Below are 20,041 nucleotides of genomic sequence, written 5' to 3'. Positions count from 1 at the left end.
TTTCTTCTAAATATTCATGTATTAGGAATATTTATTATTTTTAGTATATTAAAATAACAATTTTATAAACGGGCCTATCTTGGATATCGGGAGGCAAAGTTATGATATAAAAAATCATCTACTTGCTCTGAACGATACCTTTTATATAGTTCATCAATAAGATTGTAATAATGATTAGAAGATGAAAGGTTTTTTACCGTTTGTTCTATTCCGTCAAAGTCGGATCCAAAGCCAACATGTTTTTCTCCCCCTAAAGAACAAATGTATTCTAAATGCCTTAATACATCTGTAATATGGGCATCTCCGTCTTTATTTAAAAAATATGGTACAAACGTGACTCCCACTACTCCATCCTTTTGAAACAGAGCTTTTAACTGCTCATCATTTAAATTTCTTGGATGAAGACATAAAGAGTAGGCATTGGAATGAGAAGCAATTGGATGTTTCGCAATTTCAATGACATCCCAAAAACTAGCTTCCGATAAATGTGACACATCTACCCATACATTTTGTTCATTTAACAAATGAACAACTGCCCGTCCGAAATTTGTTAATCCTCCACCTCTTGGTTCTTTTGCTCCATCTGCAACAGCATTTGCATTATTCCAAGTTAAGCCTACAGAAGTTACGCCTAATCGTAACAATGTTTTTAATTTAACTAAATCTTCTCCAATCGGTTCGCATCCTTCCAACGTTAAGATTGCACCGATTTCATCATCCGCTAACGCCTTTAATTGTTCTTGATTCGTAATTAATTTCATTTTCGGATAGCTTAATACTCTCTCATAAAATAGTTCTACCATTGCTAAAGCGGCATCAAAACGCATTGCTGGATGAACTTCCTCTGGTATGTAGATAGCAAAACATTGTACCTTAGCACCACTTTTTCGAAGTCCTTCATACGTCACATGAAGAGCATCAGACGAAAAGGTAATTTTATTATCGACAAACATTTTGTATAAAACATCACAATGAGCATCAAAATATTTCACAAGAATTTCTTTCCCTTCATATAAAAGTCCTCTTTTTAATAATAAACGAATTACATAACGTGCACTACTATAATATTCACCATAACATAAAATGGGAATTAGAAAAGCGAAGGCACAAATAGAACGCCGTATGAACGGGAGGACCTTTCGAACTGAGATAAAGGAAACACAGCGAGGGACGAGCGGTTGTTGACTTATCGTAGGGGAGAAAGGTCATCGTTCACTAGGCGTTCGTGCCGCAGCTAGACATAGAAAAGCGAAGGCGAGCGTTTAGTGGCGTACGAACGGGAGACACTCCTGAACTGAGATAAAGGAAACACAGCGAGGTACGAGCTGATGTTGACTTATCGTAGGGGAAGGAGTGGGTCGTTCGCTAGCCACTGCGAGCCGAAGCTAGACAATCCGAAAAGCGTAGGCACAAATAGAACGCCGTATGAACGGGAGGACCTTTCGAACTGAGATAAAGGAAACACAGCGAGGGACGAGCGGTTGTTGACTTATCGTAGGGGAGAAAGGTCATCGTTCACTAGGCGTTCGTGCCGCAGCTAGACATAGAAAAGCGAAGGCGAGCGCCTAGTGGCGTATGAACGGGAGGAACTCCTGCACTGAGATAAAGGAAACACGGCGAGCAACGAGCCGATGTTGACTTATCGTAGGGGAGAAAGGTCATCGTTCACTAGGCGTTCGTGCCGCAGCTAGACATAGAAAAGCGAAGGCGAGCGCCTAGTGGCGTATGAACGGGAGGAACTCCTGCACTGAGATAAAGGAAACACGGCGAGCAACGAGCCGATGTTGACTTATCGTAGGGGAGAAAGGTCATCGTTCACTAGGCGTTCGTGCCGCAGCTAGACATAGAAAAGCGAAGGCGAGCGTTTAGTGGCGTACGAACGGGAGGAACTCCTGCACTATGAAATAGATAGAATATATAAAGAAAAAATAGCCTGTTTGCCATTTTGAGCAAACAGGCTATTTCATTATCTAGGCTCTACAATTAGTTTTATGGCGGTTCTTTCCTCGCCGTCAATTAAAATATCCGTAAAAGCAGGGATACAAATGAGATCCACGCCGCTTGGCGCTACAAACCCGCGTGCAATCGCCACAGCTTTAACCGCTTGATTTAACGCTCCTGCTCCAATTGCTTGAATTTCTGCAGCACCTCTTTCTCTTAGTACACCAGCAAGTGCACCTGCTACAGAATTTGGATTTGATTTTGCTGAAACCTTTAATATTTCCATTTCTAGCTCCTCCTTGACTTTTCGAATACGATAAATAGATGGACTGAACTTGTAAGATAATATCATTCCATTGCTACTATATTCATCAAGTCAAGGTCATATTCCAGCTTGTTTTCACTTTTTAAAAAAAATAAGATTTTAGACTTCTTAATCCGTGTAAAAAGGATGGTCCTCATTAATCAAGATGGTTTCGATCGCTTTAGCCCGTCCAGATTTTTCATCAATATCAATAATGACTCCACTTAGTTGGGCACGTCCACTTTTCGGAACTTCAAATCGAACTGGTAATGAAGTTAGGAATTTTTTAATAACCGCTTCTTTTTCCATTCCTAATATTCCATCATATGGACCAGTCATGCCAACATCAGTTAAATAAGCAGTACCTTTTGGTAATATTCGATAATCTGCCGTTTGAACATGAGTATGGGTTCCAACTACAGCTGATACTCTTCCGTCCAAATACCATCCCATTGCTTGTTTTTCACTAGTAGCTTCTGCATGGAAATCGACAAAAATAATTGGTGTACGCTCTCTAGCTAAACTTACCAATTCATCCGCCTTTTTAAAAGGATCATCAATGGCAGGTAAAAACGTACGACCTTGTAAATTGATGACCGCGATTTCAATGCCATTCACTTTTACTGTTACCATACCAACACCGGGTGTACCAGTTGGGAAATTTGCGGGTCTAACTAAATATTTTTCGTCTTGGATAAAATCAAAAATTTCTTTTTGATCCCATGCGTGGTTCCCTAGTGTAATAACTTGTGCGCCAGCTTCCAAAAATTTACGATATATTTCTTTCGTTATTCCTCTTCCACCAGCAGCATTTTCTCCATTTACAATGGTTAAAGTCGGACGATATTTTGATTTTAACTTTGGTAAAAATTCTTTAATCATTTCTCTTCCTGGTGATCCTACAACATCTCCGATGAATAATATCTTCATAATATCCCTTTCTATTGATTAGTTGTTATTTAAGAACATTTTATCACAATATCAACAAATTCTATTCTTTTTCGCAAGAAGTTCCCATTTTTTTTAAAATTAGCAATTGGATTTATCAAAAAAACCAGCTGAAGTCAGCTGGTTTATTTTGCATATTCGACAGCCCTCGTTTCACGAATGACTGTTACTTTAATATGTCCTGGATAATCTAATTCTTCTTCAATTCGTTTACGAATATCACGAGCCAATCGATAGGATTCTAAGTCATCAATCATATCCGGTTTTACCATAATACGAATTTCACGACCTGCTTGTATCGCAAATGATTTTTCTACTCCTTCATATGACTCTGATATTTCTTCAAGTTTTTCTAAACGACGAATGTAGTTTTCTAATGTTTCACTTCTTGCACCTGGACGAGCAGCGGATAATGCATCAGCAGCCGCTACTAATACAGCAATAATGGATGTTGGTTCTGTGTCGCCATGATGGGAAGCAATACTGTTTATAACAACCGGGTGTTCTTTATATTTCGTCGCTAATTCTACCCCGATTTCAACATGACTACCTTCGACTTCATGGTCCACAGCTTTTCCAATATCATGTAATAACCCGGCTCTACGTGCAAGTGTTTCGTCTTCTCCTAATTCAGCCGCGAGCAATCCGGCTAGTTGAGCTACTTCAATTGAATGTTTTAGAACATTTTGTCCGTATGAAGTACGGAATTTCAAGCGTCCGAGAATTTTAATTAAATCTGGATGCAACCCGTGTACACCAACTTCAAAAGTTGTTTGTTCTCCGATTTCTCGTATATGCTCGTCTACTTCTTTTCTGGCTTTATCCACCATTTCCTCAATTCGAGCAGGGTGGATACGTCCATCTTGCACGAGCTTGTCTAATGCCAATCTCGCCGTTTCACGACGAATTGGATCAAATCCCGATAAAATAACGGCCTCAGGTGTATCATCGATGATTAGGTCAATACCCGTTAATGTTTCCAAAGTCCGGATATTTCTTCCTTCACGACCAATTATACGGCCTTTCATTTCATCATTAGGAAGGTTAACAACAGAAACCGTAGTTTCAGCGACATGGTCAGCGGCACATCTTTGAATGGCAAGCGATAAAATTTCTTTTGCTCTTTTATCTGCTTCCTCTTTGATTCGATTTTCATTTTCTTTCACCATAACGGCTAAATCATGAGAAAGCTCTTTTTCCATTCGTTCTATAATAACCGCTTTTGCCTCATCGCGGGATAATCCAGATATACGTTCAAGCTCAGCTTGTTGCGCACGTACCATCTCTTCCACTTTGCTTTCCATCTCTTCTATATGCTGTTGTCTTTGGTTTAGAGAATCCTCTCTTCTTTCTAATTGTAATTCACGCTTGTCTAACGTTTCATCCTTTCGATCAAGATTCTCTTCTTTTTGCAATAACCGGTTTTCTTGTTTTTGCAATTCGTTTCTTCGTTCACGAATTTCACGTTCAGCTTCCGTACGAAGTTTGTGAATTTCATCCTTTGCTTCTAATAGAGCTTCTTTCTTTAAAGATTCCGCTTCACGTTTTGCATCTTCCAAAATATGTTCCGCAGCATCTTTTGCTCCAGCAATTTTTGCTTCAGCAACGGATTTCCGAATGAAAAAGCCAGCAACAACACCGACGAAAAGGCCAAGCAAAATGGAGATGATTTCTACTATACCCATTCTTTCACCTCCCCTTGCTATGAACTTGTTTCATGATTCTTATACATGTCGGCATGTACATATCCATCATCAGCATCTTCATTGAAAACGAAAAGTGAAAGAAAAACACTTTTTGTTTTCAGTTTCGTCGAAAAAACTCGACAAAAAAATTCGAAAAAATGTAAAATATACAGTTTAATTTTAAAGGTGTGGAAAAATCTTGTCAAGGGCTTGGCCTTTAACATTGGAAAAATTTGATAAGAAAAGCTGAGGCAAGATGGAAAGCTGTATGAACGGGAGACACTCCTGCACTGTGATATAGGAAACACGATGAATGAATGTAAACCGTTATTGAATGAGTGAATCGTTCACTAGCCACCGCGAGACGAGATAGACATAGAAAGGCGAGGGCACATTATAGAACGCCGTATGAACGGGATGCCTCTTGCACAGAGATAAAGGAAACACAGCGAGGTACGAGCTGTTGTTGACTAATCGCAAGGGAAAGAGGTCATCGTTCACTAGGCGTTCGTGCCGCAGCTAGACAATCCGAAAAACGACGGCGAGTACCTGTTGCATTCTCCTCCCTTCAAGTCAATAACTTGCAAATAACTCAATATTAGTTGCAAGATTATTTGTCGACTTGCAAGTTTAAATTTAAAAGTTACAAATTATATTTCGATAGTTACAAATTTTTCTTTATCAGTTGCAAATACGATGTTTTCTAGTTGCAAATAATTTTTCAAAAGTTACAAATATGCCCCATAAACTTACAAATTCGACTGTAGGAATTGCAAATATACATTCAATCGGTCAGGATTGGCTTCTCCAATCCTTCCTTTTTCAGAAAAATTCAACCTCAAATGCTTAATTTACAAATAAATCAATACGAGTTGCAAGATTTTTCAATCACTAAGAAAATCAGTTTCCTCTTAAGCTATTGACTTGCAAATAAAATCAAACTAGTTGCAAGTTTTCTCCCTATGATCATTCATATAGACAAGTAAAATTCTTGCTTCCATAACTTAAATCATTAAATCTAGAATCCAATTTAGAAATTATTGTAGAAAATGAAAAGAAGGAGAATTTGAAACTCTCAATTTCTCCTTCTACCTGATTTGAAATTAGCTTTTCAAGTTATTATTCATCTAATAGACTAAATTCTTCTTGACCAGAATCTCCGTTAGTATCTGGTTGAGCAAGACCGAAATGCTCGCGAATTTTTCTAGAAATTTCATTTGCCACATCTGGGTTTTCTTTTAAGAATAGTTTCGCATTTTCCCGTCCTTGGCCAAGACGCTCATCATTATATGAATACCATGCTCCACTCTTTTGAATTATGTCAAGTTCCGCACCGATATCCACGATTTCTCCTTCTTTTGAAATTCCTTCACCATACATTATATCTACATCTGCCGTACGGAATGGAGGAGCAACTTTATTTTTTACCACTTTAATTTTTGTTCGGTTTCCAACCATATCATTTCCTTGCTTTAATTGTTCAGCACGACGAACTTCTAAACGAATGGTTGAATAAAACTTCAATGCACGTCCTCCAGGAGTTGTTTCTGGATTTCCGAACATTACACCAACTTTTTCACGAATTTGGTTAATAAAGATAGCAATGGTTTTTGATTTATTAATAGCACCTGACAATTTACGCAATGCTTGCGACATTAGTCGTGCTTGCAATCCAACATGAGAGTCTCCCATTTCCCCTTCAATTTCTGCCTTAGGTACAAGTGCAGCTACAGAGTCAATGACAATTATATCAATCGCGCCACTTCGCACAAGAGCTTCAGCAATTTCTAATGCTTGTTCACCAGTATCTGGTTGCGATAGCAATAATTCATCAATATTAACACCAAGTTTTTGTGCATATTCAGGATCTAATGCATGTTCAGCATCAATAAAAGCGGCCTGTCCACCAACAGCTTGAACTTCCGCAATCGCATGTAATGCAACGGTTGTTTTACCAGAACTTTCCGGACCATATATTTCGATAATTCTTCCGCGTGGATACCCACCGACACCAAGGGCAAGATCTAGAGCTAAAGATCCGCTTGGAACTGTTGACACTTTACGGTCCGTTTGTTCTCCAAGTTTCATAATCGAACCTTTACCAAATTGTTTCTCAATCTGTTTTAACGCCATATCTAAGGCAGCTTGACGATCGCTCACTCGTTTTCCTCCTTCTTTTCACAAACAATGAGTCATTTGTCTCATCTCAAAACTATCATAGTTATATGATATACTTTTTTTTATCGTTTGCCAAGTAAAAAAACGAACATTTATTCGCTTTTTTTCGATTGCAAGATTTACTTGAAATTTAATATTTTCTAAATCAAAAATAAATTTTTTAATGATAATACAGACGTAAAAGCAAAAAGTCGATATTTTTCTGTAAAAATGAAAGAAAAAAGCTTGAGAATTAATCTCAAGCTCTGAATGTCTGTAATAAATACCAAGCACCGTATTTTACTGTTCTAACACGAATGTTCTCCCTTGTACCGTTTAATTGAAGTTTATAGGCAATCGGTTCCTCATTTTCAATTGAAATGCCTATGTATACCGTCCCTGGCTGCTTTCCTTCAGATGTTCCTGGCCCAGCTACTCCTGTAAAACTAATTCCAATTGAAGAATTGAAGAGTTTACGAACATTTTCAGCAAGTTCTTTAGCACATTGCTCACTTATTGCCCCATGTTGAATTAAAGTTTCTTTTGATACATGTAAAATATTTTCTTTAATTTCGTTTGTATAGCATACAACCCCGCCTTTCAACCATTGGCTAGCCCCTGGTATGGATGTAAGCTCTTTCAGAAACATACCACCAGTTAAACTTTCAGCAGCCGCAATCGTTAAAGAGCGTTGTTGCAATTCTTTCGCTAATTCATGGAATAATGTCGTTTCATCATAACCATATATATATTTTCCGACCCGTTCAACAATCTTTTCTTCTGTTTCCTGCAATAATTGGGAAGCCATATCTTTAGATTCGTGTTTAGCTGTCAATCGCAATTTTACTTCTCCAACAGAAGCTAATGGGGCAATCGTTGGATTAGACTGCGAATCTATCAAATCTTGAATTTTTGTTTCTAATGCTGCCTCTCCAATATTGTAAAAATGAAGAACACGTGAGAGAATGACTTCTCTTTTTTTCATTAAATTCATTAATGCCGGAATCGCGTAATTAGTAAACATTGGTTCCATTTCAACAGGAGGACCAGGTAGAAGCATATAGGTAATTCCGTTATGTTGTTTGATCATTCCCGGTGCCATCCCGTGATCATTTCGTAATACGAGCGATCCGTCCAATACTAATGCTTGTTTCTTGTTATTCTCCGTCATTTCTAAATTTCTACTTTTAAAATAATTTTTGATGGAACGGAGAGCATCTTCATTAAAAGTTAAATGGGTATTTAAACATTTTGCAATCGTTTCTTTTGTTAAATCATCTTTTGTTGGCCCTAAACCACCAGTAAAGATAATAAGGTCAGCTCGTTTTTGTGCAATCTTTACCGCACTTTCAAGTCTATTAGGATTATCACCAACAACCGTATGATAATAGACATTGATTCCAAGTTGTGCAAGTTCTTGAGATATATACTTAGCATTCGTATTGACGATTTGCCCTAATAAAAGCTCTGAACCGACAGCAATAATTTCTGCATTCATCTTGTTTACACCGCCAATTATTTAGAATTTGCAAAAACATGTTTATTTTTTATAAAATAGTCGGCTCCAGACCAAATGGTAAAAATTAAAGCTACCCATAAAGCGATATCAGCAAATGGGAAATGTATGTATGAAAATGGAATATTTTTTAACAATAGAGCAACGATTGCAACCATTTGTGTCCAAGTTTTGATTTTCCCCAGCATATTCGCGGCAACAACTTCACCTTCACCTGCTAATACTAGTCGCAACCCTGTAACAGCAAATTCTCTACTTATAATAATAATAACAATCCAAGACGGTGCTAATCCAAATTCCACTAAAACGATTAAGGCCGATGATACTAATAGTTTATCTGCTAGTGGATCTAAAAATTTTCCAAGATTAGATACTAGTTTATATTTTCTCGCATAATATCCGTCAATCCAATCGGTAATGGATGCAAAAATAAAGATGAACGTCCCAATTAAGTGGGCAACAGATATTTCAACTTCACCGAAATGTATAGACCCGAACGGAAAATCAACTAGCATTAAAATTAAAAAAACAGGAATTAAAAAGATACGGGAAATCGTTATTTTATTTGGTAAATTCATTGCAGTATCCTCCTAAAAAGTTAAATCAAGCGAAAAAAAGTCATCATAAAGATGACTATTGTTCCGTGCTTTTATTATATTTTATTACGATGTTTTGGACAAAGTTTTTTGCAGGATCTAAAGCATACTCTAGCTTATTTCCATTTACAAAAATTTCAGTTGAAATCGAACGTCCAGTTGTAATCGTAACGGATTGCTCACTAGACAAATCATATGTTTCTTCTGCACCATCTGCTAGTTCTCCGTAATATAACGATTCTCCGGATCCGCTTTTAACCTCTAACCATGCTTTTTCATTTTTAGGTACAGAAATTTTCAATTCAAATGTATCAGCGTTCAACAGTTCATACGTTGTTGTGGTACCTTGAGTGTCAACAACTTTTAACTCTGTATCAGGAACAGGAGGATTCTCTTCTTTAGAAGTTTCTGTTTGATTATTTTCTTCATCAGAAGATTCGTCATCATTACCAGAGTTTGTGTCTTCTTTATCTTCATTATCACCTTTCGTTAATGAATCTTCCGATTGATCAAAATCGACTTGAGATTCATTATCCACAACCTTTTTGGAAGCATCTTCATTCCCAGCGTATTTTTGGAAAATAAACCAAATAAGTGCAACGACACCTATTGCAAAAACTCCAATAATTATTTTAGGAATGAATTCAAAAAACTTGGAAGTATGTTGAGATACATTTTTTCTTGATTGCACGCGAGAAAGTTTTTCCGGTAACTCTTCGTCATACACGGTTGGAATTTCATCTTTATACTCGTCAAAAATTACTTCGGGTTGAAGTCCAACTGCTTCTGCATATTGTTTAATAAATGCTCGGACATAAAATTTTCCTGGGATAATGTCATAATTTCCTTGCTCAATCCCTATTAAATATCTCTTTTGGATTTTTGTCATATTTTGCAAATCTTCTAATGTTATACCTTTTTCCTCTCTAGCTTCTTTTAAACGTTTACCTAATTCCGTCAACAATAACACCTGCCAATACTTTAAAAATCAAAACTATCAAATTCTGAGTTAGGAAACATATTCGATTGTACAATTTCATATGTAATTTCTTCATTTGGATCATTGCGCAGTTCAATTATATAATCAAAATCTTCCATACTATACTCCGAATATTGGACAAAAATATCCGGATGTTCAATTACTTTTGTAGTTGGAATCCTCATAAGCTCTCGAATCAGTTGCCAATGTTGTTCACTGGCACGTTTGGTCGAAACAACCCCATCAATGATATAAATATAATTATCGTTATATTCATCTTCAATTAATTGGTTTCTTACCGTTTGTTTTAAAAGTGTTGAGGAAACAAATAGCCAGCGTTTATTTGCCGAAACACTAGCAGCAACCACCGATTCTGTCTTTCCAACTCGTGGCATTCCTCTGACACCAATTAATTTATGACCATCTTGTTTAAATAATTCCGTCATAAAATCAACAAGTAAACCGATTTCCTCACGAATAAATTGAAACGTTTTTTTATCATCTGCATCACGTTGAATATATCTACCGTGTCTGACCGCCAATTTATCTCGTAGTTTAGGTTCACGAAGTTTTGTCAACTGAATCGTGTCCATCGTATGTAAAATAGATTCTAATCTTTTGATTTGCTCATTATTTTTCGCTAATAATAAAAGGCCCCTACGACCTTCATCGACCCCATTTATCGTTACTATATTTATGGATAACATACCAAGTAAGGAGGCAATATCACCAAGTAAGCCAGGACGGTTGATTTTTATTTCATATTCCAAATACCATTCCTTCCTGTCATCCATTCCTACTCCTCCTTATTTTTCCCACAATAAATAATTATATGAGAAAATAATACCAATTCAATATCAAATCTATTTCTATAATATATGATTATTATACTATATAAAAGGCTTATCATAAAAAATGATAAAAAAAACCTATTAATAATATTATTGAATTTTCTGACAAAAGTCAATTCGAAAAGCGAAGGCGAGCGTTTAGTGGCGTACGAACGGGAGACACTCCTGCACTGAGATAAAGGAAACATGGCGAGGCACGAGCCATTGTTGACTTATCGTAGGGGAAGGAGTGGGTCGTTCGCTAGCCACTGCGAGCCGAAGCTAGACAATTCGAAAAGCGAAGGCGAGCGTTTAGTGGCGTACGAACGGGAGACACTCCTGCACTGAGATAAAGGAAACATGGCGAGGCACGAGCCATTGTTGACTTATCGTAGGGGAAGGAGTGGGTCGTTCGCTAGACACTGCGAGCCGAGCTAGACAATTCGAAAAGCGAAGGCACAAAGGAACGCCGTACGAACGGGAGGGCCTTTCGCACTGAGATAAAGGAAACACGGCGAGGGACGAGCGGTTGTTGACTTATCGTAGGGGAGAAAGGTCATCGTTCACTAGGCGTTCGTGCCGGAGCTGGACATAGAAAAGCGAAGGCGAGCGCCTAGTGGCGTACGAACGGGAGACACTCCTGCACTGAGATAAAGGAAACAAAGTGAACAAGTATTTAAACCGATGTTGACTCCTCCAGATATCCTCCTGTTTTAAATGTTTAAAAAAATAAAGCCCCTCGATTTTGAGGGGATTGTTTTTCATTAATGGTTCCCGTTATTTTGAACAAGTTTAACCATCATATTTGCAATGGCATGTTGTTCCTCTTCCGTAGCTACTGACCATAAGTCCGCTAATACTCGTTCTTGCTCGTTTTTTGGATCAACTTGATTAGCTAAATAATCGCCAATTTGGTAAGCAAGCTCGTTAATTACTTTTTTATCCATTCCATGCTCTTGAGCTTGGTTTAAGCGTTCCCCTAAAAAGTTTTTCCATTGTTCCCAGTTATCTAAAACGGACATGATATGAACCTCCTTTAGAAATGTTCATCCTTATTTTGCATAAGGAAACAAAAAATATACATGTCCGAAATTTTTAACAATAAGAAAAGGGACGGTTTATGTATACCATCCCCCGTTGACAGAAATTACTTGTCCAGTAATATACGATGATTCTTTTGATAATAAAAAATGTACAGCGTTCGCAACTTCTTGTGGCTTTCCAAGACGTCCTAAAGAGATTTCATTTTCGATTTCTTCAATTTCATCCTCTGAAAAAATATTCATCATTTTCGTGTCGATCGCTCCAGGGGCAACAACGTTTACACGCAAATGACTTCTACCAGTTTCTTTGCTTAATGCTTTGGCGAACGCAATTTGCCCACCTTTCACGGCAGAATAAATCGTTTCACATGCTGCTCCAGTTAATCCCCATATGGAAGAAATAAACACGATTGATGCATCTTTCTGTTTCAATAATTTATTTAACAATAATTTCGTAATCAAAATAGGAGAAGTCAAATTTAGTGTAATGATTTTTTCAATATCTTGATCAGAAAAATCCTGAAGTAAATTATAATGACTCGTTCCACAATTATGGACAATGCCGTGCAATTCGAAAATAGATTCTACTAATTGATAACATCCGTTTTTATGTGATAAATCAGCTTTTATCGGTATATACTCACCACCATATTTTTGTAATGAACGAACTAACGATAGGATGGCTTGTTCATTTTGATGATAGTGTAGATAAAGAGAATAACCTTCTTTCGCTAGCCGATAGGTAATTGCTTCTCCAATTCCACCACTAGCCCCTGTAATCAATACGAATTGTTTCTGCATTCTTCACTCACTCATTTATAAATAGATTTTCATTCTTAACTATACGAAAAGGATAAAAAGAAGTCCATCTAGTAGGATAACATTAATAGGTTTTTATAATAAAAAAAATGCATTGATAAAAGATACAATTGCTTCTAGTAATATTTTTAGGGAATAGTGCTCTAATCCCTCTCCGACCATCAAGTTGCATGGAATTTCATTATCCTTTATTCAAAGATTGACCTATTCAAAATCATTATCACCAGTGATAGTACAACCTTTAATTCCACTTTGCAATTATAAACTTTCAAAGTAAGCAAAATATCTTGGATCACGGAAATATTTCAACACATATCCACGCCTAATCTTTTTTAAACTTATACCACATAGCAAAAAATAAATATTTGGAAAAGTCCTCACAAAGAAACACATTAGAATTCAACAGTGAATCCCAATGTGCTTAAGAAATTTGTTATTTCTATCAATTTCTCTACGATTTTGGAACGACTTGACATACGGTCATTCGTTTTTCATCAATAAATCGTTGGGCTACTTGTATTAAATCAGTATACGTTATCTCTTCTAACGTAGGGACAACGTCAAATAAATCCATTTCATTAAATGCATACCTTGTGAATTGATTGGCAATATACTCTGGAGAATTGATGGCTCTTAGAAAGGTACCAATTTTTTTCTTTTTCACTCGTTCTAATCCTTCTTCTGTTAATGAATCACCATTTTTGGCACTTATAAATATCTCCTTAATTCTTCGGGCTAGTTCTTCTGGATTTTGTGTATCCCCACCAACCATTGCAAAACCGAAACCGCTTTCTTGTGTATAGTCATAAGAAAATGTATCGTCAATCAAACCGTCATCATATAATGCTTGATAATGATCTGAGCTTTGTCCAAATAACATATCTAATAAAACATTAATCGTAAGTTCATTTTTCAACATTTCTTTTCCTTTTTGTTGAACGTCAATGGCTTTAATACCGACCATACATTTGGATGATTGGACATGCATTGGAATCTTTTTTATCTTTTCACGAACTTCAATTGGCTCTTCTTCAAAAATACGTTGAATCGGAGGTTGATCTTTAAATGGTTTTTTCTCTTGGTTTTCCTTAACTAAAGTTAAAATTTTATTCGGATCAACGGGACCAACAATGAAAAGCAACATATTGCTAGGATGGTAAAACGTTTCATAACATTGATAAAGCATGTCTTTTGTAATTTTTGAAATGGATTCAATGGTACCTGCAATATCAATTTTTACAGGATGTTGGTGATACATATTTTCAATTACACCGAAATATAATCTCCAATCGGCATTGTCATCATACATATTAATTTCTTGTCCAATAATCCCTTTTTCTTTTTCTACTGTTTGTTCCGTGAAGTAAGGTGCTTGAACAAAATCAATTAATGTTGTTAAATTTTCTTCAACATTTGAAGTTGCGCTAAACAAGTAGGCTGTACGTGTAAACGACGTAAATGCGTTAGCAGATGCACCTTGTTTACTAAATTGTTGAAATACATCTCCATCCTCTTTTTCAAATAATTTATGTTCGAGGAAATGAGCAATTCCATCTGGAACTTTTATAAATTCGGTTCCATTAATCGGCTGAAAATGGTTATCAATCGAGCCGTACTTTGTGGTAAAAGTAGCATATGTCTTATTAAATCCTTGCTTAGGCAATATATAAACATCTAAACCGTTTGCTAATTTTTCGTAATACAATTCTTCTTTTAATTGATCAAATACAATTTTCTCCATTACGCCACCTCATTCCCCGTTAGGAAATAAATCGTATCTAATTGAATTTTATTAGCTACTGATATGATTTCTTCCTTTGTAACTTGTTCAATTCGTTCAATCCAATCGCTTAAATTAACATTTTGTTGAGAGATTACATTATGATACAATACCTCGACAAGTCCACGAGATGTATCCATCGTTTCTAACAATTGATTTTTAATAACCGCCTTTGTTTGTAAAATTTCATTTTCTGAAAAAACTCCATTTTTCATTGCTTCCATTTGCTTATGAATGATGTCAACCGTTTTATCAAAATTTTTATGTTCGATTCCACTCATGACTAATAACAATCCTTTATGACTTTCTAAACGACTTGCAGCATAATAGGCTAGACTTGCCTTTTCTCTGACATTCATAAATAATTTCGAATGGGCAAACCCTCCAAATAATCCGTTGAAAACTTGTAAAGCGAAATAATCATGATCTCCATATTTTACATTTGTTCGATAACCAATATTTAGTTTTCCTTGTTTAATGTCTTGTCGCTCAATAACTTCATTTACATCCCTTTTTTCAACAGGTTGCAGACTTTTTGCTTTTTGTACTACCCTATCTTTTAAATGGAATAATTCATCTGCAATTTTTTCTACTTCTTCTACTTTGACATCACCGACAATGTATAAATCAATTTCATCTTCATTTAAACATTTCTCATAATAGGTATATAAACTTTCAGGAGTAATCGCATCAATATCTTCAATTTTTCCATTTACATGAATAGCGTATGGTTCTCCTTTACACATTTCCTCTACTAATCGATTGCTCGCATATCTCATTTTATCGTCATAAACAGACTGGATTCTCTGCCGTAATGTTCGTTTCTCTTTTTCGACCGTTTCTTTATCAAAAGCGTTATTTTCTGCATTCGGTTGAAATATGATTTCAGATAATAAAGATAAAGATTTTTTTAATAAAGGCTCTTGGTCCGATAAAAACTTCTCATTAGCTATTTCCATAATAATAGAAATAATATGATAATCCCCTTTTTTACTTAAATCAACGTAAAGAATTCCCCCATATAAGTCATCTAAATAGGCACGTAATTTCGTTGATGAACTGAAATTTTTTGTACTACTTTGTAATACGTGCGGAAGAAGAGCCCTCATCGTTGCTTCGTTTTCCTTTAACGGTGCTTTCATTTTCCATACGAAAGTATTCGTTTTATACTTGGTTGTTGGTACAACATGAAGAGTATATCCGTTCTTTTTGATTATTTGTTCATCTTTTGACATCCGTTGACCTCCTCAAACATAAAAATTCTCCTTATAGTTTTTATAACGGTTAGATTTACTATACACTTAAAAATTTTCATATTTCAAGTTTTTGGAATCTGTATTTTCTCATTAAATATTATGATTATATGTATGGCTTACTTGTTTTTAAATGTTGTACAAAAAAACTGACGAACAAAATATCGTTCGTCAGTTTTTTTGTTAATTCACTTCTTTTTCAGAAGGTTTTGGAACTAAAACCACTCTTGGTTTACTACCTTCGTAAGGGCCGACTACCCCCCGTCGTTCCATTTCATCAATTAACCTTGCCGCTCTCGTATAACCAATTCTAAATCTTCTTTGTAACATAGATACGGAAGCTGTCTGCATTTCAGCAACAAGTTCTACCGCTTCATCATATAATTCATCTTCCACATCATCATTGATCTCTTCATTATCATCTGGAATCATTTCTTCTTGATATTGTGCTTTTTGCTGACTAATGACAAAATTAACGACGCTTTCTACTTCTTCATCCGATAAAAACGCACCTTGAACACGTATCGGTTTCGATGAACCTACCGGTAAAAAGAGCATATCTCCTCGTCCTAATAATTTTTCTGCTCCTCCCATATCAAGAATCGTTCTTGAATCGGTTTGTGAAGAAACCGCGAAAGCAATACGAGAAGGAATATTTGCTTTTATTACACCTGTGATAACATCAACGGACGGCCGCTGAGTAGCAATAATTAAGTGGATTCCTGCTGCCCTTGCCATTTGAGCAAGTCGAGTAATGGAATCCTCAACATCAGAAGATGCGACCATCATTAAATCTGCTAACTCATCGACAATTACGACGATAAATGGTAATAGTGGTTGTTTTTCCCCAGTTTCTAAATTGTGTTTTTTGACATATTCATTATAACCTTCGATATTTCTCGTTCCAGTATGTGAGAATAATTCGTACCGTCGCTCCATTTCATTGACTACTTTCTTCAATGCTTGAGAAGCTTTTTTTGCATCAGTAACAACGGGAGCTAATAGATGAGGGACTCCATTGTAAACATTTAACTCAACCATTTTCGGGTCAATCATCATAAGTTTGACTTCATGTGGTTTGGCTCTCATTAAAATACTTGTAATAATTCCGTTTATACATACACTTTTCCCCGAGCCTGTCGCACCTGCCACTAATAAATGTGGCATTTTATTCAGTTCAGCTACAACAGCATCTCCTGTAATATCACGACCTAGCCCAATTAATAGTTTCGAATCGAGCTTGTCCATGCTAGATTCTATTACTTCCCTCAATGAAACCATTGCCACTTCCGTATTTGGAACTTCAATTCCAATGGCCGATTTCCCTGGAATAGGCGCTTCAATTCGTATATCTTTTGCAGCTAGGGCTAATGCCAAATCGTCAGCTAAATTAACAATTTTACTTACTTTCACACCTACATCTGGATGTACCTCATATTTTGTAACTGCTGGTCCAATATGTACTTGTGTGACTCTTGCTTTTACTCCAAAACTTTGAAACGTTCTCTCAAGTTTAGCTGCATTCGCATGAATTTTTTCATATTCACTTGCCTGATCGGATGGTCGCGGCATTTTTAATAGAGAAATTGGTGGTAATTCATAATCAACATTTTCCACTTCCGAAAACATCATCGGTGGTACGGATTCATCTACCGTTTCTTCCTCTACCTCATGGTGAGTATCATTCGTTTCTTCTTCGTCTTTATAAGCACGCTCAGCAAAACTAGAAATAATCGGTTCATTCTGCTGATTAGGTATAGCAATGACAGGGTGGCTTTCTTCCTCTTGAGTTACTTGATTTTCATCGACTTTTTGAGCAGTTTCTTTCTTTTTATTTTTTTTCATTTTTGATTGGTTCTTAATCGAATTCCATTGTCCAACCAAAAATCTTTTGGAGTTCATCCATAGTTTTCCTAATGTATCTCCAAACGTTTTTCCAGTTAATAACATAAATCCGATTAGTAAAAAGACAAACGAGAATATTTTTGTACCTGAAGCATCAAATAATACGTAAAAAACAGCAAATAAAGATGCTCCTATCATCCCGCCTCCTAAATCATGGGTCGTTGAAGTTCCTTTTGCTTCCATCATGAATAGTTCCCACGTATTCATAATGACACTTGTTTTGAGCTGACCTTGGTTAGATAATAATTCAAACAATTTCAAATGACTTAACAGTAAGATAGAACCTGTCATTATGTAAAAGCCGGATAATCTTCTTGTAAAAAATTGCGGCCATTCTCTCTTCCACATGAGATAAAAACTTAACAGCATTGCACCTATAAGTAATAAAATGTACCATTCACCAGCAAAAAACTTTGTTAGCAACATAATTCCTTTCCCAATGGCACCTAATTGGGCAATAGCAATGATGGAAGAAGCTAACAACAGTAGTGCCCCAATTTCAAATTGAATTGTTTGTTTTAATCTCGTTTTTGTTTTAGACTTTCTACGTTTTCTTTTTGGCATTTGATCACCTTATTAAACAAACTTGGAATGAAGAAAGCAGCCTTTCGTCCGGCTGCTTATCTGTTAACCTTATTATATCATATCATTTTTATTTATGTTCAAGGAAAACCGAACATTTGATTGGAAAGTTAAAAGGTGATCTTTTGACCTGGTATACAATATAAATAATGCTGAGGATTTGTACTTAATACTCGTTTAATTTCATATTCATGAAGATTCGTTTTCTGTACTAATAGAGGAATCCCATTATAAAGAATTGTTTCATCTAAATTATTTTGTTGATAATCTTGTTCAAATATAAACTCTTTTGGCATGGTCGTATATAAAATCATTGGACCATCCCTTTTTCTTTCGATATTTCTATAAGTTCATTTAATTTCTTCATTGCCTGGCCGATTCCTCCTACTTCATGAATAAGTCCGTATTTCACAGCATCTGGTCCAATCACATTTGTTCCAATGTCTCTTGTGAGATTTCCTTTAGCAAACATTAAATCTTTAAATGTCTCTTCTTTAATATTAGAATGCCTTGTAACAAAATTAATTACTCGTTCTTGCATTTTGTCTAAATATTCAAATGTTTGAGGAACACCAATGACTAAGCCTGTTAAACGAATTGGATGAATGGTCATAGTTGCCGTTTCAGCAATAAATGAGTAGTCACAAGAAACAGCTATTGGGACACCAATGGAGTGACCTCCTCCTAAAACGATGGATACTGTCGGCTTCGATAATGAGGCAAGCATTTCGGCTATTGCCAACCCTGCTTCGACATCCCCTCCAACTGTATTTAGTACAACTAGTAATCCTTCTATTTTCGGATTTTGTTCAATCGCAACAATTTGGGGAATCACATGTTCATATTTCGTAGTTTTATTTTGTGGTGGAAGTTGTATATGTCCTTCAATTTGGCCAACAATGGTTAAACAATGAATATTTGTATCTTGAGATAATTGTGGTACATTCGTTTGTCCTAATTGTTTAATTTTCTCTATTAATCCTGAAGGTTTTTGTTCTTCTTTTTGTGGGTTTTGCTCCTCCTGATTTTGATTCATCCCAAAATTCATTAAAAATTCTCCTTCCGCACGTATGTAAATGTTCGTTCCTTTTTATTATGTCCAAATTAAAACGTTTCATTGTTCAAAAACATTTTTCTTTATAAAAAGTAAGGTGAGTGCTAAGGAGATTTGCATAATTTTCACTTACTCTGTATTCCACTTGCAAATAATATTAATCAAGTTGCAAGATTTTATATTGACTTGCAAATTCAAACTCTCGAGTTACAAAAAATTTTTGGAAAGTTACAAATTTATTTCTCTCACTTGCAAATACGTTGTTTTCTAGTTGCAAATAATTATTCAATAGTTACAAATTCGCTTCATAAACTTACAAATTTGTCCGTCAGAGTTGCAAATATTCATTCAATCGGTCAGGATTGGCGTTCTCCAATCCTTCCCTTTTAGAAAAATTTCACCTCGAACGATTAGGTTGCAAGTATATCCATATGAGTTGCAAGATTTTTCGTTCACTTCTACTTTTTTTTTATCCTTGAACCATCAACTTTCAATGATAATCAACCAAGTTCAAGTTGCAAAATACTATGATAACTTGCAAATTCATATTAGAACTCAATATAAAAATAAAAGGGGCTGTCCGATAAGTCCCTAATAATGAAGCAAGTGGAGAAAAACGACTCGTTTTTCTCCACTTGCTTTTGTATTT

At 35.9% G+C, this 20,041-nt stretch carries 16 protein-coding genes; all 16 read right to left on the bottom strand.

Going from position 1 to position 20,041, the window contains the following annotated elements; translation table 11 throughout:
• Positions 1-74: 74 nt before the first annotated feature.
• The 16 genes from AC3ASS_RS05600 to AC3ASS_RS05525 all read right to left on the bottom strand — a co-directional run bounded on the left by AC3ASS_RS05600 (position 75) and on the right by AC3ASS_RS05525 (position 19,374).
• Positions 75-992: a dipeptidase gene (locus AC3ASS_RS05600; RefSeq protein ID WP_488282532.1), complete on the bottom strand. Its 918-nt coding sequence runs from the start codon at positions 990-992 to the stop codon at positions 75-77.
• 974 nt (positions 993-1,966) lie between these two features.
• Complete coding sequence (gene spoVS, locus AC3ASS_RS05595) at positions 1,967-2,227, bottom strand: stage V sporulation protein SpoVS (protein ID WP_003211281.1); 261 nt, start codon at positions 2,225-2,227, stop codon at positions 1,967-1,969.
• 147 nt (positions 2,228-2,374) lie between these two features.
• On the bottom strand, positions 2,375-3,175 hold the full coding sequence (locus AC3ASS_RS05590) for a TIGR00282 family metallophosphoesterase (RefSeq protein ID WP_488282531.1): 801 nt from the start codon (positions 3,173-3,175) through the stop codon (positions 2,375-2,377).
• Positions 3,176-3,318: 143 nt separating this feature from the next.
• Positions 3,319-4,878 (bottom strand): ribonuclease Y, encoded by a 1,560-nt coding sequence (rny, locus tag AC3ASS_RS05585; RefSeq protein ID WP_488282530.1) that lies wholly within the window; start codon positions 4,876-4,878, stop codon positions 3,319-3,321.
• A 1,119-nt stretch (positions 4,879-5,997) separates the two neighbouring features.
• Positions 5,998-7,038: a recombinase RecA gene (gene recA, locus AC3ASS_RS05580; RefSeq protein WP_488282529.1), complete on the bottom strand. Its 1,041-nt coding sequence runs from the start codon at positions 7,036-7,038 to the stop codon at positions 5,998-6,000.
• 256 nt (positions 7,039-7,294) lie between these two features.
• Positions 7,295-8,533 carry a competence/damage-inducible protein A gene (locus AC3ASS_RS05575; RefSeq protein ID WP_488282528.1) on the bottom strand — a complete coding sequence of 413 codons (1,239 nt, stop codon included), beginning with the start codon at positions 8,531-8,533 and terminating at the stop codon, positions 7,295-7,297.
• A 17-nt stretch (positions 8,534-8,550) separates the two neighbouring features.
• A complete protein-coding gene (gene pgsA / locus AC3ASS_RS05570) occupies positions 8,551-9,129 on the bottom strand; it encodes a CDP-diacylglycerol--glycerol-3-phosphate 3-phosphatidyltransferase (protein WP_488282527.1) in 579 nt (192 codons plus the stop codon).
• A gap of 55 nt (positions 9,130-9,184) precedes the next feature.
• Positions 9,185-10,108 (bottom strand): helix-turn-helix domain-containing protein, encoded by a 924-nt coding sequence (locus tag AC3ASS_RS05565; protein WP_488282526.1) that lies wholly within the window; start codon positions 10,106-10,108, stop codon positions 9,185-9,187.
• Positions 10,109-10,128: 20 nt separating this feature from the next.
• The gene (locus AC3ASS_RS05560; protein WP_488282525.1) at positions 10,129-10,920 is read right to left on the bottom strand and encodes a DUF3388 domain-containing protein; all 792 of its coding nucleotides are present in this window, start codon (positions 10,918-10,920) and stop codon (positions 10,129-10,131) included.
• Between the two features lie 800 nt (positions 10,921-11,720).
• A complete protein-coding gene (locus AC3ASS_RS05555) occupies positions 11,721-11,978 on the bottom strand; it encodes a DUF3243 family protein (protein WP_488282524.1) in 258 nt (85 codons plus the stop codon).
• A 96-nt stretch (positions 11,979-12,074) separates the two neighbouring features.
• Complete coding sequence (gene ymfI, locus AC3ASS_RS05550; protein ID WP_488282523.1) at positions 12,075-12,800, bottom strand: elongation factor P 5-aminopentanone reductase; 726 nt, start codon at positions 12,798-12,800, stop codon at positions 12,075-12,077.
• A gap of 469 nt (positions 12,801-13,269) precedes the next feature.
• Entirely contained in the window at positions 13,270-14,559 is a 1,290-nt protein-coding gene (gene yfmH, locus AC3ASS_RS05545) for an EF-P 5-aminopentanol modification-associated protein YfmH (RefSeq protein ID WP_488282522.1), read from the bottom strand.
• Positions 14,559-15,833, bottom strand: coding sequence for an EF-P 5-aminopentanol modification-associated protein YfmF (yfmF, locus tag AC3ASS_RS05540; protein WP_488282521.1), 1,275 nt, complete (start codon positions 15,831-15,833; stop codon positions 14,559-14,561). Before yfmF ends, yfmH begins: the two co-directional genes overlap by 1 nt.
• 201 nt (positions 15,834-16,034) lie before the next feature.
• Complete coding sequence (locus AC3ASS_RS05535) at positions 16,035-18,320, bottom strand: DNA translocase FtsK (protein ID WP_488282520.1); 2,286 nt, start codon at positions 18,318-18,320, stop codon at positions 16,035-16,037.
• 128 nt (positions 18,321-18,448) lie between these two features.
• A complete protein-coding gene (locus tag AC3ASS_RS05530) occupies positions 18,449-18,652 on the bottom strand; it encodes a YlzJ-like family protein (protein ID WP_488282519.1) in 204 nt (67 codons plus the stop codon).
• Entirely contained in the window at positions 18,649-19,374 is a 726-nt protein-coding gene (locus AC3ASS_RS05525; RefSeq protein ID WP_488282549.1) for a ClpP family protease, read from the bottom strand. Before AC3ASS_RS05525 ends, AC3ASS_RS05530 begins: the two co-directional genes overlap by 4 nt.
• Positions 19,375-20,041: the final 667 nt, after the last annotated feature.

This window comes from Bacillus sp. JST-5 (genome assembly GCF_057747715.1).
The sequence above is the reverse complement of the archived record's forward strand: the minus strand, read 5'-3'. Positions and strand labels throughout refer to the sequence as shown.

Coding starts and splice junctions, on each gene's coding strand:
- AC3ASS_RS05535 (WP_488282520.1), bottom strand. CDS start 18,320: ATGCCAAAAAGAAAACGTAGAAAGTCTAAAACAAAAACGAGATTAAAA.
- rny (WP_488282530.1), bottom strand. CDS start 4,878: ATGGGTATAGTAGAAATCATCTCCATTTTGCTTGGCCTTTTCGTCGGT.
- AC3ASS_RS05555 (WP_488282524.1), bottom strand. CDS start 11,978: ATGTCCGTTTTAGATAACTGGGAACAATGGAAAAACTTTTTAGGGGAA.
- AC3ASS_RS05525 (WP_488282549.1), bottom strand. CDS start 19,374: ATGAATCAAAATCAGGAGGAGCAAAACCCACAAAAAGAAGAACAAAAA.
- spoVS (WP_003211281.1), bottom strand. CDS start 2,227: ATGGAAATATTAAAGGTTTCAGCAAAATCAAATCCAAATTCTGTAGCA.
- yfmH (WP_488282522.1), bottom strand. CDS start 14,559: ATGGAGAAAATTGTATTTGATCAATTAAAAGAAGAATTGTATTACGAA.
- AC3ASS_RS05560 (WP_488282525.1), bottom strand. CDS start 10,920: ATGGATGACAGGAAGGAATGGTATTTGGAATATGAAATAAAAATCAAC.
- AC3ASS_RS05575 (WP_488282528.1), bottom strand. CDS start 8,533: ATGAATGCAGAAATTATTGCTGTCGGTTCAGAGCTTTTATTAGGGCAA.
- pgsA (WP_488282527.1), bottom strand. CDS start 9,129: ATGAATTTACCAAATAAAATAACGATTTCCCGTATCTTTTTAATTCCT.
- AC3ASS_RS05530 (WP_488282519.1), bottom strand. CDS start 18,652: ATGATTTTATATACGACCATGCCAAAAGAGTTTATATTTGAACAAGAT.
- yfmF (WP_488282521.1), bottom strand. CDS start 15,833: ATGTCAAAAGATGAACAAATAATCAAAAAGAACGGATATACTCTTCAT.
- AC3ASS_RS05590 (WP_488282531.1), bottom strand. CDS start 3,175: ATGAAGATATTATTCATCGGAGATGTTGTAGGATCACCAGGAAGAGAA.
- ymfI (WP_488282523.1), bottom strand. CDS start 12,800: ATGCAGAAACAATTCGTATTGATTACAGGGGCTAGTGGTGGAATTGGA.